Origin of the sequence: Enterobacter cloacae complex sp. GF14B (assembly GCF_004136805.1) — a bacterium.
Lineage (GTDB): Bacteria > Pseudomonadota > Gammaproteobacteria > Enterobacterales > Enterobacteriaceae > Enterobacter > Enterobacter hormaechei_C.
The window spans coordinates 92,147-104,966 of sequence record NZ_QFRV01000005.1; the positions used below are offsets into that span (position 1 = coordinate 92,147).

Sequence of the window (12,820 nt, forward strand, 5' to 3'; positions counted from 1 at the left end):
TCAGTTTTTCTCTTCCTTCTTCACCACCTCAATGCCCAGCTCAGCCAGTGCGGCCGGGTTGGCAAAGCTTGGCGCTTCGGTCATCAGACACGCGGCGGCAGTGGTTTTCGGGAAGGCGATCACATCACGGATGTTATCGGTGCCGGTCAGCAGCATGGTCAGACGGTCAAGACCGAAAGCCAGACCCGCGTGCGGAGGCGTACCGTATTTCAGCGCGTCCAGCAGGAAGCCGAACTTCTCGCGCTGCTCCTGTTCGTTGATGCCCAGGATGCCGAACACGGTCTGCTGCATTTCACCGCTGTGAATACGCACGGAACCACCGCCCACTTCGTAGCCGTTGATGACCATATCGTAGGCGTTTGCCACTGCGTCTTCCGGTGCTGCCTTCAGCTCTGCCGGCGTCATGTCTTTTGGCGAGGTGAACGGGTGGTGCATCGCGGTCAGGCCACCTTCACCGTCGTCTTCAAACATTGGGAAGTCGATAACCCACAGCGGCGCCCATTTGCTTTCGTCGGTCAGGTTCAGGTCTTTGCCGAGCTTCAGACGCAGCGCGCCCATCGCATCCGCAACCACTTTCTTGTTGTCTGCGCCGAAGAAGATCATGTCGCCGTCCTGCGCGCCGGTGCGCTCCAGGATCGCTTCCACGATGTCCGCGTTCAGGAATTTCGCAACCGGGCTGGTGATACCTTCCAGACCTTTCGCACGCTCGGTCACTTTAATATAGGCCAGACCTTTCGCGCCGTAGATCTTGATGAAGATGCCGTAGTCGTCGATCTGCTTACGGCTCAGAGCCGCTCCGCCCGGCACGCGCAGTGCCGCCACGCGGCCTTTCGGATCGTTAGCCGGGCCAGCAAAGACCGCGAACTCAACGGCTTTCACCAGGTCTGCCACGTCCACCAGCTCCATCGGGTTACGCAGGTCTGGTTTGTCGGAGCCGTAGCGACGCTCGGCTTCCGCGAAGGTCATGATTGGGAAATCGCCCAGTTCGACGCCTTTCACGTCGTTCCACAGGCTACGCACCAGGGCTTCCATCACTTCACGCACCTGCTCAGCGGTCATGAAGGAGGTTTCCACATCGATCTGGGTAAATTCTGGCTGACGGTCAGCGCGCAGGTCTTCGTCGCGGAAGCATTTCACGATCTGATAGTAGCGATCGAAGCCAGACATCATCAGCAGCTGTTTGAACAGCTGTGGAGACTGCGGCAGCGCATAGAATTTGCCTTTATGGACGCGGGATGGCACCAGGTAATCGCGCGCGCCTTCCGGCGTGGCTTTGGTCAGCATCGGGGTTTCGATATCAAGGAAACCGTGGTCATCCATAAAACGGCGCACCAGGCTGGTGATTTTCGCACGGGTTTTCAGGCGCTGAGCCATTTCCGGACGACGCAGATCCAGGTAGCGGTATTTCAGACGCGCTTCTTCGGTGTTGACGTGGTTGGAGTCCAGCGGCAACGCTTCCGCGCGGTTGATGATCGTCAGATCGGACGCCAGCACTTCGATAGCGCCGGTCGCCATGTCGGCGTTGACGTTTTTCTCGTCACGCGCACGCACGGTGCCCGTCACCTGAATGCAGAACTCATTGCGCAGCTCAGAAGCCAGCTTCAACGCATCAGCGCGATCCGGATCGAAGAACACCTGAACGATACCTTCGCGGTCACGCATATCAATAAAGATAAGGCTACCAAGATCGCGACGACGATTGACCCAACCACACAGGGTGACCTGCTGCCCGACGTGGGACTGACGCAGCTGCCCGCAATATTCTGTACGCATGAGATATCCCTTAATTAGCCGCAGGCTGATTGTCGCCTGTCTCGCAGGCTACGATGTCGCAGCTTTCTGTATGTCACAACTGGATGAAAAAAGGCGGCTATTATACTGGAAATTCTGCCGCACGATAAGAGCGAAGCACGGCCTGACGCGCGTTTGCTGAACTCTTATTGCCTATTCTCACAAAAATTAACAAAATTATCCGACCGATAACAGGCCATCACGTCGTAAGGTGTAGAAAAGCAATCATTTGACGGGAGCGACGATGTTTACACTTGATGCCACCAAAACCGCCCTTGTGGTCATTGATTTACAGGAAGGCATTCTGCCTTTTGCCGGTGGTCCGCACACCGCTGACGATGTGGTCAGCCGCGCTGCGCGCCTGGCAGAAAAATGCCGCGCCAGCGGCTCGCCTGTTGTTATGGTGCGCGTCGGCTGGTCCGCTGATTTCGCCGAAGCGTTAAAACAGCCGGTTGATGCTCAGGCCCCGGCGCAGGCGCTGCCGGACAACTGGTGGACATATCCTGTCTCGCTCGGTAAACGCGACAGCGATATAGAAGTCACCAAACGCCAGTGGGGCGCATTCTACGGCACCGACCTGGAGCTCCAGCTGCGCCGTCGCGGGATCGACACGATTATTCTGTGCGGGATCTCCACCAACATTGGTGTGGAATCCACCGCCCGTAACGCCTGGGAGCTGGGCTTTAACCTGGTGATCGCGGAAGATGCGTGCAGCGCAGCCTCTGCGGATCAGCACCAGGGCAGCATGACCCATATCTTCCCGCGTATCGGTCGCGTGCGCAGCACGGATGAGATCCTCAGCGCGCTATGATGTACGTGGGCCTGCCCCAGTGGTCGCACCCGAAATGGGTGCGCCTGGGTATTACCAGCCTTGAAGAGTATGCCCGACACTTTAACTGCGTGGAGGGCAATACCACGCTGTACGCTCTGCCCCGCGCGGAGATCGTCGAACGCTGGCGCGAGCAAACCACCGACGACTTCCGCTTTTGCTTTAAATTCCCGGCGACCATCTCCCACAACGCCGCGCTGCGCAACTGCGATGATTTAACCCACGAGTTTTTCACCCGGATGTCGCCTCTGGCCAACCGTATTGGCCAGTACTGGCTCCAGCTTCCCGCCACGTTTGGCCCACGCGACCTGCCCGCCCTCTGGCAGTTTCTCGAGGCCCTGCCACTTGATTTCACCTACGGCGTAGAAGTGAGGCATCCGGAATTCTTTGCCAAAGGCGACGCGGAGAAAGCGCTCAATCGCGGCCTGCATGAACGATCGGTCAACCGCGTGATCCTCGACAGCCGCCCCGTGCACAGCGCAATCCCGCACAGCGAAGCCGTTGTTGATGCCCAGCGCAAAAAACCGAAAGTGCCCGTCCATGCGATCGTAACGGCGCAGAACCCGATGGTCCGGTTTATCGGCAGCGATAACATGCAGCAAAATGAGGAGATGTTCGCCGTCTGGCTGCAAACGCTGGCGAAATGGGAGCACACCACCACGCCGTACCTTTTTTTACATACGCCGGATATCGCACAGGCGCCTGAACTGGTCGATGCTCTCTGGCAGGCCTTGCAGCAGGCGGTTCCGTCGGTTGGCCCCGCGCCGTCCATCCCACAACAATCTTCTCTTTTCTGAAATCACCCCCTATCATAGAGACGTGCCATCTGCCAAAAACAGGGAGTTAGTATGGTCAGCGCGCTGTATGCGGTGTTAGGTGCATTACTGCTGATTAAGTTTTCATTTGATGTTGTGCGCCTGAGAATGCAGTACCGCGTCTCGTACGGTGACGGGGGCTTTTCTGAGCTGCAAAGCGCAATCCGGATCCACGGCAACGCGGTCGAGTACATTCCCGTCGCGTTAATTTTACTGCTGTTAATGGAGATGGATGGCGCTGAAACCTGGATGGTGCACGTCTGCGGGCTGCTGCTGATAGCAGGGCGTTTGATGCATTATTATGGTTTTCACCATCGCCTGATCCGCTGGCGTCGTTCCGGCATGAGCGCGACCTGGTGCTCGCTTTTGCTGATGGTGCTGGCTAACCTTTGGTATATGCCGTGGGAGTTGGTTTTCTCCTTCCATTAGCGCACAATATGCCCCTTTATTTTTCCCGGATTTTTACGTTATGTCAGATCGCGACACGCTTTTTTCCGCGCCTATCGCCAGCCTGGGCGACTGGACCTTTGATGAACGGGTAGCCGAAGTCTTCCCGGATATGATCCAGCGCTCTGTTCCCGGTTATTCCAATATTATCTCCATGATCGGCATGCTGGCGGAGCGTTTTGTTCAACCCGGCACGCAGGTCTATGACCTGGGCTGTTCGCTGGGAGCGGCAACGCTGTCCATTCGTCGTAACGTTCATCACGAAGGCTGCAAGATTGTGGCTGTCGATAACTCACCGGCCATGGTCGAACGCTGCCGTCGCCACATTGACGCGTATAAAGCCCCTACGCCTGTGGAGGTGGTAGAAGGCGATATCCGCGATATCGACATCCAGAACGCCTCGATGGTGGTCCTGAACTTTACCCTTCAGTTCCTGGTGCCGGACGATCGTCAGCGGTTGCTGGATAAAATTTATCAAGGCCTGAACCCGGGCGGCGCGCTGGTGTTATCTGAGAAATTCAGCTTTGAAGATGCCAGCGTGGGCGAACTGCTGTTCAACATGCACCATGATTTCAAGCGTGCAAATGGCTACAGCGAGCTGGAGATCAGCCAGAAGCGCAGCATGCTTGAAAACGTCATGCTGACGGATTCCGTAGAAACCCACAAAGCGCGCCTGCGCAAAGCCGGATTTGAACACAGCGAACTGTGGTTCCAGTGCTTTAACTTTGGTTCTCTGGTGGCGCTGAAAGCCGGAGACGCAGCATGATCGAGTTCGGTAATTTCTATCAGCTGATTGCCAAAAACCATCTTTCCCACTGGCTGGAAACCCTGCCTGCGCAAATTGCCACCTGGCAGCGCGATCAGCAGCATGGTCTGTTGAAGCAGTGGTCCAACGCCGTGGAGTTTCTGCCTGAACTGACGCCTCATCGTCTGGATTTACTGCACAGCGTGACGGCGGAGAGCGAAGAGCCGCTCCCGGCCGGGCAGATCAACCGCATCGAAACGCTGATGCGCAACCTGATGCCGTGGCGCAAAGGGCCGTTTTCACTTTACGGCGTAAACATCAACACCGAGTGGCGCTCCGACTGGAAGTGGGATCGCGTTCTGCCGCATTTATCCGACCTGACCGGGCGCACCATTCTGGACGTGGGCTGCGGTAGCGGCTATCACATGTGGCGCATGATCGGCGCAGGCGCGCATCTGGTCATCGGTATCGATCCGATGCAGCTGTTCCTGTGCCAGTTTGAAGCGGTGCGTAAGCTGTTGGGTAACGACCAGCGTGCGCACCTGTTGCCGCTGGGTATCGAGCAACTCCCGGCCCTGAAAGCCTTTGATACCGTTTTCTCGATGGGCGTGCTGTACCACCGTCGTTCCCCGCTGGAGCATCTCTGGCAATTGAAAGATCAGCTGGTCAGCGGCGGCGAACTGGTGCTCGAAACGTTGGTTATCGAAGGCGATGAACATGCCGTTCTGGTGCCGGGCGATCGCTATGCGCAGATGCGCAACGTTTACTTCATCCCTTCCGCGCTGGCGCTGAAGAACTGGCTGGAGAAATGTGGGTTTGTCGATGTACGCATCGCCGATGTGTGCGTGACGTCGATTGAAGAACAGCGTCGCACCGACTGGATGATCACCGAATCGCTGGAGCAATTCCTCGACCCGGACGATCACAGTAAAACCATCGAAGGCTATCCGGCCCCGATGCGTGCGGTATTGATTGCGACGAAGCCGTAGTTTGTGCCGGGTGGCGGCTGCGCCTTACCCGGCCTACGCGTCGCACGTTTTCTCCAAAATAGTTCAAGTTGCAGCAAGGCGGCAACGCAGCGAATCCCCGGGAGCTTACATCAGTAAGTGACCGGGGTGAGCGAGGCGGCCAACGCGGCTGCGGCTTGAAATATGAAGGAGAAAAAAAGGCCCCTGTGTAATTTGCAGGGGCCTGGTACAAGCAAGCATCATATTGGGCGACATGATGCGCGGTAAAAATCGGTACGTTGCTACACGTGATGACGTTCAATCAACGATTTCATTACCGCAACCGACTCTCCATCCACACCGTAGCGCGAGTACTCATCCGCTTCAGCATCCGTCGACATTGACAACCCTGTATTGCGATAACGCATGGGTGAAGGTATCCATTTACCCGCTGAGCTGTGCAGCTCTTCCACCTCTGCGTTTAAAAACAGTTCCAGATTGCTGGCGCGTACTCCTGCGCCCGCCATGATTATTGGAACACCGGAATGTGCTTTTAGTTCCGTAATTAATTTCAGTCCTTTTTCAGCCGAGGACTGCTGGCCCGACGTCAGAACGCGCGCCACGCCCAGTTCTGCCAGCGTATCAAAGGCTTGTATCGGATCCTGACACATATCGAACGCACGATGAAAAGTGACCGCCATCCCCCGGGCGGCGCGCATGACCTGACGCATACGCGGAAGATCGATGTTGCCGTCTTCGTCCAGTACACCGATCACCAGCCCCGGAAAACCTAAATCACGGACGAGGGCGATATCCTCAAGCATGGCACTGAACTCACCCGCCGTATAACAAAAATCACCGCCGCGCGGGCGAATAATCGGGTGCACCGGAATAGTGATGGCCTGACGGGCTGATTTCAGCACGCCAGAGGACGGGGTTAATCCTCCTTCTTTCGGTGCCGCGCAAAGCTCGATGCGATCGGCCCCGTGCCGTTGCGCAGTGACGGCACACTCCACGCTGTAACAACAAATTTCCAGCAGCGCCATGTCATCCTCCTTAAATTTCACTCAACGTACCATCGTGGCACGTTGCCCGATTGGTGTCTGGATCGACGCTCACAATGCTTACGCTTCGCTGGCGATGATCTGCTCGATAGTCCAGGGATGGAATTTCACCGTCACGTTGCCGTCCGTTACGGCAAGCGTAGGGTTCGGTAAGCGTTCGCGCTCCCCTTTTGGCGAGCTGGTTTTGACGAAAATACCCGGCTGGCTTAACCCCTCGTCGGAAAGCAGCGTCAGCGCACGGGCGTTCAGCGTCTCGGGCTCCCCAGGCAGAACAATTTCGATATGCTCCCAGCCTTCGTGCGGATAACGCTTCTCTCCTGGCCAGGGCAGTTCCACAACGGTGAATTGCCAGTGCGCCACCGTTACCGGCGCATGAAGTTTGAACAGGCAGATCGGGCGACCGTTAATGATATTCTCCGACAGCAGTTCTCCGCACTGTTCAAAGCCACGCCGCCAGCGTTCGGCGGTGGCATTCTGGTGGCAGCGCAAAGAGATGTGATCGGCCTCAAGCGGCGCGATATCCAGCCCGAGACGGGTGGCAAGTTCTGTGAACGCCTGGGTGAAGCGCGGTAAATCTGCGGAAATATCATGCAGTTCGTCAATGGTGTGCCAGTTCGCCATAGGTCAGTCTCGTTTCGTGTAGCAAAGCCGCTAATTTACTCTGTTGCCCCCTGTCGACCAACCGCAGAATCACGGTTTTTTCGACTGCATGATTATGCATACCGTCTTCGCCTGGATTCTGAGCGATCTTCGCCCCCCGCAGGGCTGACGCCCGAAGGCATTTGCAGTATACTCCCGCCCTAAATTCTTAAACTGGCGTGGGTGTTTTTTACCCGCATCAAAAACGTAAGGTATCCAGGTGAATATTCAGGCTCTTCTCTCAGAAAAAGTCAGTCAGGCACTGATTGCCGCAGGTGCGCCTGCGGATTGCGAACCACAGGTTCGTCAGTCAGCGAAAGTACAGTTTGGCGACTATCAGGCTAATGGCGTGATGGCAGTGGCTAAAAAACTGGGCATGCCGCCGCGACAGCTCGCTGAGCAGGTACTGACGCATCTGGATCTCACCGGCATCGCCAGCAAAACCGAAATCGCCGGTCCAGGCTTTATCAACATTTTCCTTGAGCCTGCATTCCTGGCAAGCCACGTTGACGCGGCGCTGAAATCTGACCGTCTGGGCGTGGCTCAGCCAGAAGCGCAGACCGTGGTGGTTGACTACTCCGCGCCAAACGTGGCGAAAGAGATGCACGTCGGTCACCTGCGCTCCACCATCATCGGTGACGCGGCAGTGCGTACCCTGGAGTTCCTTGGTCACAAGGTGATCCGCGCTAACCACGTAGGCGACTGGGGCACGCAGTTCGGCATGCTGATCGCGTATCTGGAAAAACAGCAGCAGGAAAACGCAGGCGAAATGGCGCTGGCAGACCTGGAAGGTTTCTACCGTGAAGCCAAAAAGCACTATGACGAAGACGAAGCCTTCGCCGAGCGCGCGCGCAGCTACGTGGTGAAACTTCAAGGTGGCGACCCGTACTTCCTCGAGATGTGGCGCAAGCTGGTGGACATTACCATGTCCCAGAACCAGCTTACCTATAATCGTCTGAACGTGACCCTGACCCGTGACGACGTGATGGGTGAAAGCCTGTATAACCCGATGCTGCCAGGCATTGTGGCGGACCTGAAAGCTAAAAATCTGGCGGTGGAAAGCGAAGGCGCAACGGTGGTGTTCCTTGATGAGTATAAAAACAAGGAAGGCGAACCGATGGGCGTGATCGTCCAGAAAAAGGATGGCGGCTATCTTTACACCACCACCGACATCGCCTGTGCGAAATACCGTTACGAAACCCTGCATGCGGACCGCGTGCTGTATTACATCGACTCCCGTCAGCATCAGCATCTGATGCAGGCGTGGACTATCGTGCGTAAAGCGGGTTATGTGCCGGATTCCGTGCCGCTGGAACATCACATGTTCGGCATGATGCTGGGTAAAGACGGTAAGCCGTTCAAAACCCGTGCGGGCGGCACCGTGAAGCTTTCCGATCTGCTGGATGAAGCGCTGGAACGCGCGCGTCGCCTGGTGGCCGAGAAGAACCCGGACATGCCTGCTGACGAGCTGGAGAAACTTGCTAACGCGGTGGGAATTGGCGCGGTGAAATACGCGGATCTCTCCAAGAACCGTACCACCGACTATATCTTCGACTGGGACAACATGCTGGCGTTTGAAGGCAACACGGCGCCATACATGCAGTACGCTTATACCCGCGTACTCTCCGTCTTCCGTAAAGCCAATATCGACGAAAGCGTGCTGGCGAATGCTACGGTGTCTATTACCGAAGACCGTGAAGCACAGCTGGCTGCCCGCCTGCTTCAGTTCGAAGAGACGCTCTCCGTGGTCGCGCGTGACGGTACGCCGCACGTTATGTGTGCTTACCTGTACGATCTGGCCGGTCTGTTCTCTGGCTTCTACGAACACTGCCCTATCCTCTCTGCCGAGAGCGAAGCGGTGCGCCACAGCCGCCTGAAGCTCGCGCAGCTGACGGCGAAGACCCTGAAGCTCGGTCTGGATACTCTGGGTATCGAAACCGTAGAGCGTATGTAAAAAATAAACCCGGCAAGCGCCGGGTTTTTTATTATCAGAAATACTTCCGCAAATACTCCGTCAGGCACAGTATCGCCATCGCCTGCCCGTACGGCATCGACGTGAGCGGTATCTGGCGATAAAACTCAAGATCGCTTCCCATCCCGGTCCCGAACGAGGTTTGCAGCAGCTCCCCTTCCGGCGAGATGTTTTTCACGATACCGCGAATCGCTTTCTCCGCCACCTCTGCGTACTCTGCGCCGACATAACGCTTGCGCACGGCTTTCAGAATGCCGTAGGCAAACCCTGCCGTGGCCGACGCCTCCAGATAAGATTCAGGATCGTCCAGCAGCGTATGCCACAAGCCACTCTCGTCCTGACATTTTGCCAGTGCGGCGATCTGCGCGTTCAGTACCTGCACCAGATAGCGACGAACGGCGTTGTTTTCCGGCAGATCCACCAGCTCGAGGAAATCCGGGATCACGATGGTCAGCCAGCTGTTGCCGCGCGCCCAGCGGGCCCGGGCAAAGTTGTGATTGCCGTCGTAATTCCAGCCGTGGAACCACAGCCCCGTCTCCCGATCCATCAGGTTCTGTACGTGGAGCAGGAACTGATAGATCGCCTCCTCGACGTACTCCGGCTTGTTCAGCAGCTTGCCGATTTTCGCCAGCGGCAGCACCGTCATCATCAGCGTGTCATCCCACATTTGCTGATGGTTCTCTTCCGCCAGGGTGATGTGCTGCATGCCACCATGTTCGGTGCGCGGCATCTCATTCATCGCCCATTCCGCCCAGCTTTCCAGCCACGGCAGCCAGGCCGGGTTTTTGGTCTCTTCGTAGCGATACGCCAGCGTCAGGAACGGCGACATGGTATTCACGTTTTTGGTGGTTGCGCCTTCAGCGAAACGGTCAGTAAACCAGCTGTCGATAATCTCGCGCATACCTTCGTCACCGGTCTGGCAGTAATACTGCCAGATACCGTATAAACCGACGCCGTGGGTCCATTCCCATCCGGCCCAGCCTTTGGTGTCGATCACGCGCCCGTCGTCCAGCCGCAGCAAAAACTCACCCGTTTTGTCGTGGATATTGACCAGGTTATGCGTCACCTTTTGAATCAGCGATTTCAGCTCATCCCTGGCGATAAAGCGCTCAGGCTGACGCAGTAACGGGCTATGTTTGACAGGCCAAACTTTCATCATCTTAACCTCTGTTGTATGTCGAATTCAGTACCGCGCGATCCTTCAGCGAAGGGGCCGCCGGCTTATTGCGATTCAGATAACCGATATTGTTGTTGCCCCACAGGGATTCATACGGCATACCGGCCAGCATCTCCACGGTGGCGCGGGCCTGCGGGGTCGCCGCCTCCGGCATCGCATGGCCGGACTCGCGCATTTTCGCGGTCTCTTCACGCAGGGTGCTGTGGGTCTGCAAATTGAGTTTGAAGCGCAGGGAGACCAGGAAGCCGCAGAACAGTACCAGAATGGTGCCAACGCTCAGGATCATCAGAATGGTGTGGCTCACTTCCGCAGGCTGCACTTTTTGACCGCTGACAAAGCCAGACATCTGCATCACGATCCCCACCAGCATTACCGCACCGGCCTGGGACGCTTTACGGGTCAGCGTCATGATGCCCGCGAAGATCCCTTCGCGACGCTGACCGGTGATCACTTCGTCCACGTCAGCAATGTAGGTGTAGGTATTCCACGGTACGTAGTTGATCCCCCCGCGACCAAGACCGGCAACCGCAGAGATCAGCAGCAGCAGAGCGTAAACGTCGCTCAGGCCCGCGTAATAAAGCACCGCGTAAGAGAGCGAGGCCAGGCCAAACAGCACGACCACCATGCGGTAAGACGGCGCAGGTCCGAAGCGAATGCACAGCGGGATCATGCCGATCACGGCGAGGAACTGGAAGATGGCCATCGTGCCCAGCAGGTTGGACGCCATTGACGCCTCCTGCATCAGCACAAATACCACGTAATAGGTAAACACGGCATTAAAGACGTCCTGTGCGATGTAGCCGCCAAGGTACATCCCCAGATGCTGGCGGAAAATCTTGATACGCAGCGTCGAACTTAATTCAACAAAAAGGCGATTCAGGCTCTGCCCCAGGGTCAGCTTTTTCTTCTCTTCTTCGGCACGCAGGGCCGCTTCAGACCACTCTTCCCGCGGGCGCTCCCAGGTAAAGAACCAGACGAACGTAAGCATCAGTGCGCAGAGTACGGAGAAGACCAGGCTTGCATAGAAGAAGGAGATCGCGTTGTCTTTGCCGAAATGCGTGAGCAGGATCCCCGGGAGGAAGGAAGCCAGAATAGCGGACATCTGCGCCATAGAGATACGCGCCCCGGAGAATTTGGTTTTCTGTTTGAAATCGTCCGTCATCTCCGGCACCAGCGTTTCGTATGGCACCAGGATCATGGTGTAGACGATATCAAAGATCAGATAGGTCAGCAGGTAGTACCAGAAACTCATGTCCCCTACCCACATCAGCGAGTAGCTGAAAACACAGGGAATACCGAGCAGGATGAAGAACTTACGACGGCCAAAACGCTTGCCCAGCCAGGTGGTGCCAAAGTTATCGGTTAAAAAGCCCATTAACGGGCTGACAACCGCATCCAGCACCCTTGCGGCGGCGAAGATAAAGGTTGCTTCAATCGGTGTGAGTCCACAGAAGGTGGTATAAAAATACAAAAGCCAGGCGGCCGTCAGGGCGGTGGTTCCCGCCCCGAGGAAGTCCCCTGACCCGTAAGCAAGATAATTTGCGAGTCCAATTTTACGTGTTTTCATTGCCGTCAACCCTAATCAGTTTTGGGAGACTCCCTGTAAGCAAACCTCGTCCGGGAGTTTTTACACGGCTACAGTAAAAGTATCGACCTGTTGATACCTTTCTGTTTCTGCCATCACAAAGGGGTGAATGGCAAAAATGCAAAGAGTGTCAATACGCGTGTCACTGATTTATAAAACAGCGTTTCTTTTGTATCAAAAGGGAAGGTCAATTTTGCGAGCCAGCCTTCAGAAATGCCTGAAGACTGGTGAAAAGGCAGGCAGTTAGCGGTAGTTGACGAGCACCTCGTTGCGCTGAACTTTCAGCGCCGGGATCAGACGTCCACCGCCTGGCACTTCCCAGATAAAGCGTAAAGGCTCCTGAGCAGACACCCCGTTGAAGGCCTGGGTGGTGCCACTTTGTCCCTCGATTTCCGCGCAGCGGGTCAGCGAGCACAGACGCACCCGCAACCCGGCTGGTGTGGGTCCCGTCAGGGTGTAATTCCAGGCCACCAGCGTCATCTGCCCGGACACGGGCTCAGAGGCAGACAACGGACGGGAGGAGATCGACTCCCCGCGATGGTTGAGCGTTAAGCCTATACTGCTGGCCTGCCATGCCCCCTCGCCTGCGGCCTGCGCCGCCAGCGGGAAAAGTAAGATCCCCAGCCACTTCCGCATTATTTCCCTCCTATGGTCGCCGTCATGCGAATATTGCGGTTATCGGACAGCTCCATATTCGACAGCACCACCAGCTGGTTCAGGCTCCGGCGCAGGAAGCGCGACAGCAGCGGACGCAGCGCATGATTCACCAGCAGCACCGGCGGCGCGCCCAGCATCTCCTGACGCGCCAG

13 protein-coding genes are annotated in these 12,820 nt (G+C 56.6%); 6 read left to right on the plus strand and 7 right to left on the minus strand.

The features are described 5' to 3' along the window. Positions 1 to 1,773, minus strand: coding sequence for an aspartate--tRNA ligase (gene aspS / locus DD606_RS03155; RefSeq protein ID WP_129258165.1), 1,773 nt, complete (start codon positions 1,771 to 1,773; stop codon positions 1 to 3). Between the two features lie 262 nt (positions 1,774 to 2,035). Between aspS and DD606_RS03160 the strand changes: the two genes are divergently transcribed. The 5 genes from DD606_RS03160 to cmoB are packed head-to-tail and all read left to right on the plus strand — an operon-like array spanning position 2,036 to position 5,616. Then, on the plus strand, positions 2,036 to 2,602 hold the full coding sequence (locus DD606_RS03160) for a hydrolase (RefSeq protein ID WP_017384353.1): 567 nt from the start codon (positions 2,036 to 2,038) through the stop codon (positions 2,600 to 2,602). Then, a complete protein-coding gene (locus DD606_RS03165) occupies positions 2,599 to 3,417 on the plus strand; it encodes a DUF72 domain-containing protein (protein ID WP_003859739.1) in 819 nt (272 codons plus the stop codon). Before DD606_RS03160 ends, DD606_RS03165 begins: the two co-directional genes overlap by 4 nt. A gap of 51 nt (positions 3,418 to 3,468) precedes the next feature. Further along, a complete protein-coding gene (locus tag DD606_RS03170) occupies positions 3,469 to 3,864 on the plus strand; it encodes an MAPEG family protein (protein WP_003859737.1) in 396 nt (131 codons plus the stop codon). Positions 3,865 to 3,904: 40 nt separating this feature from the next. Then, a complete protein-coding gene (cmoA, locus tag DD606_RS03175) occupies positions 3,905 to 4,648 on the plus strand; it encodes a carboxy-S-adenosyl-L-methionine synthase CmoA (RefSeq protein ID WP_003859735.1) in 744 nt (247 codons plus the stop codon). Continuing rightward, complete coding sequence (gene cmoB, locus DD606_RS03180) at positions 4,645 to 5,616, plus strand: tRNA 5-methoxyuridine(34)/uridine 5-oxyacetic acid(34) synthase CmoB (RefSeq protein ID WP_022651447.1); 972 nt, start codon at positions 4,645 to 4,647, stop codon at positions 5,614 to 5,616. The genes cmoA and cmoB overlap by 4 nt, the downstream gene beginning before the upstream one ends. 260 nt (positions 5,617 to 5,876) lie before the next feature. Here cmoB and cutC read toward each other — a convergent pair whose 3' ends face one another. Together cutC and DD606_RS03190 are read right to left on the minus strand one after the other, a co-directional pair. Continuing rightward, entirely contained in the window at positions 5,877 to 6,620 is a 744-nt protein-coding gene (cutC, locus tag DD606_RS03185) for a copper homeostasis protein CutC (RefSeq protein WP_047653733.1), read from the minus strand. A 78-nt stretch (positions 6,621 to 6,698) separates the two neighbouring features. Further along, positions 6,699 to 7,259 (minus strand): VOC family protein, encoded by a 561-nt coding sequence (locus DD606_RS03190; RefSeq protein ID WP_045896070.1) that lies wholly within the window; start codon positions 7,257 to 7,259, stop codon positions 6,699 to 6,701. Between the two features lie 238 nt (positions 7,260 to 7,497). On the opposite strand from DD606_RS03190, the gene argS reads away from it, so the two are divergent. Further along, positions 7,498 to 9,231, plus strand: coding sequence for an arginine--tRNA ligase (argS, locus tag DD606_RS03195; protein WP_032609527.1), 1,734 nt, complete (start codon positions 7,498 to 7,500; stop codon positions 9,229 to 9,231). Between the two features lie 34 nt (positions 9,232 to 9,265). On the opposite strand, the gene DD606_RS03200 is transcribed toward argS, so the two are convergent. The 4 genes from DD606_RS03200 to DD606_RS26345 form a co-directional block, all read right to left on the minus strand. Continuing rightward, positions 9,266 to 10,405 carry a glycoside hydrolase family 105 protein gene (locus DD606_RS03200; protein ID WP_003859729.1) on the minus strand — a complete coding sequence of 380 codons (1,140 nt, stop codon included), beginning with the start codon at positions 10,403 to 10,405 and terminating at the stop codon, positions 9,266 to 9,268. 4 nt (positions 10,406 to 10,409) lie between these two features. After that, positions 10,410 to 11,993, minus strand: coding sequence for an MFS transporter (locus DD606_RS03205; protein ID WP_022648498.1), 1,584 nt, complete (start codon positions 11,991 to 11,993; stop codon positions 10,410 to 10,412). A gap of 261 nt (positions 11,994 to 12,254) precedes the next feature. Next, positions 12,255 to 12,647: a flagellar protein FlhE gene (locus tag DD606_RS03210; protein ID WP_048240552.1), complete on the minus strand. Its 393-nt coding sequence runs from the start codon at positions 12,645 to 12,647 to the stop codon at positions 12,255 to 12,257. Continuing rightward, a partial coding sequence (locus tag DD606_RS26345) for a hypothetical protein (protein ID WP_176691432.1) occupies positions 12,647 to 12,820 on the minus strand: 174 nt, incomplete at its 5' end. The genes DD606_RS03210 and DD606_RS26345, both read right to left, overlap by 1 nt.

What these genes read in the sequence shown, in the direction of transcription:
- DD606_RS03200 (WP_003859729.1), bottom strand. Translation starts at nt 10,405, where the DNA reads ATGAAAGTTTGGCCTGTCAAACATAGCCCGTTACTGCGTCAGCCTGAG.
- cutC (WP_047653733.1), bottom strand. Translation starts at nt 6,620, where the DNA reads ATGGCGCTGCTGGAAATTTGTTGTTACAGCGTGGAGTGTGCCGTCACT.
- DD606_RS03205 (WP_022648498.1), bottom strand. Translation starts at nt 11,993, where the DNA reads ATGAAAACACGTAAAATTGGACTCGCAAATTATCTTGCTTACGGGTCA.
- DD606_RS03210 (WP_048240552.1), bottom strand. Translation starts at nt 12,647, where the DNA reads ATGCGGAAGTGGCTGGGGATCTTACTTTTCCCGCTGGCGGCGCAGGCC.
- DD606_RS03190 (WP_045896070.1), bottom strand. Translation starts at nt 7,259, where the DNA reads ATGGCGAACTGGCACACCATTGACGAACTGCATGATATTTCCGCAGAT.
- DD606_RS03165 (WP_003859739.1), top strand. Translation starts at nt 2,599, where the DNA reads ATGATGTACGTGGGCCTGCCCCAGTGGTCGCACCCGAAATGGGTGCGC.
- cmoA (WP_003859735.1), top strand. Translation starts at nt 3,905, where the DNA reads ATGTCAGATCGCGACACGCTTTTTTCCGCGCCTATCGCCAGCCTGGGC.
- DD606_RS03170 (WP_003859737.1), top strand. Translation starts at nt 3,469, where the DNA reads ATGGTCAGCGCGCTGTATGCGGTGTTAGGTGCATTACTGCTGATTAAG.
- DD606_RS03160 (WP_017384353.1), top strand. Translation starts at nt 2,036, where the DNA reads ATGTTTACACTTGATGCCACCAAAACCGCCCTTGTGGTCATTGATTTA.
- aspS (WP_129258165.1), bottom strand. Translation starts at nt 1,773, where the DNA reads ATGCGTACAGAATATTGCGGGCAGCTGCGTCAGTCCCACGTCGGGCAG.
- cmoB (WP_022651447.1), top strand. Translation starts at nt 4,645, where the DNA reads ATGATCGAGTTCGGTAATTTCTATCAGCTGATTGCCAAAAACCATCTT.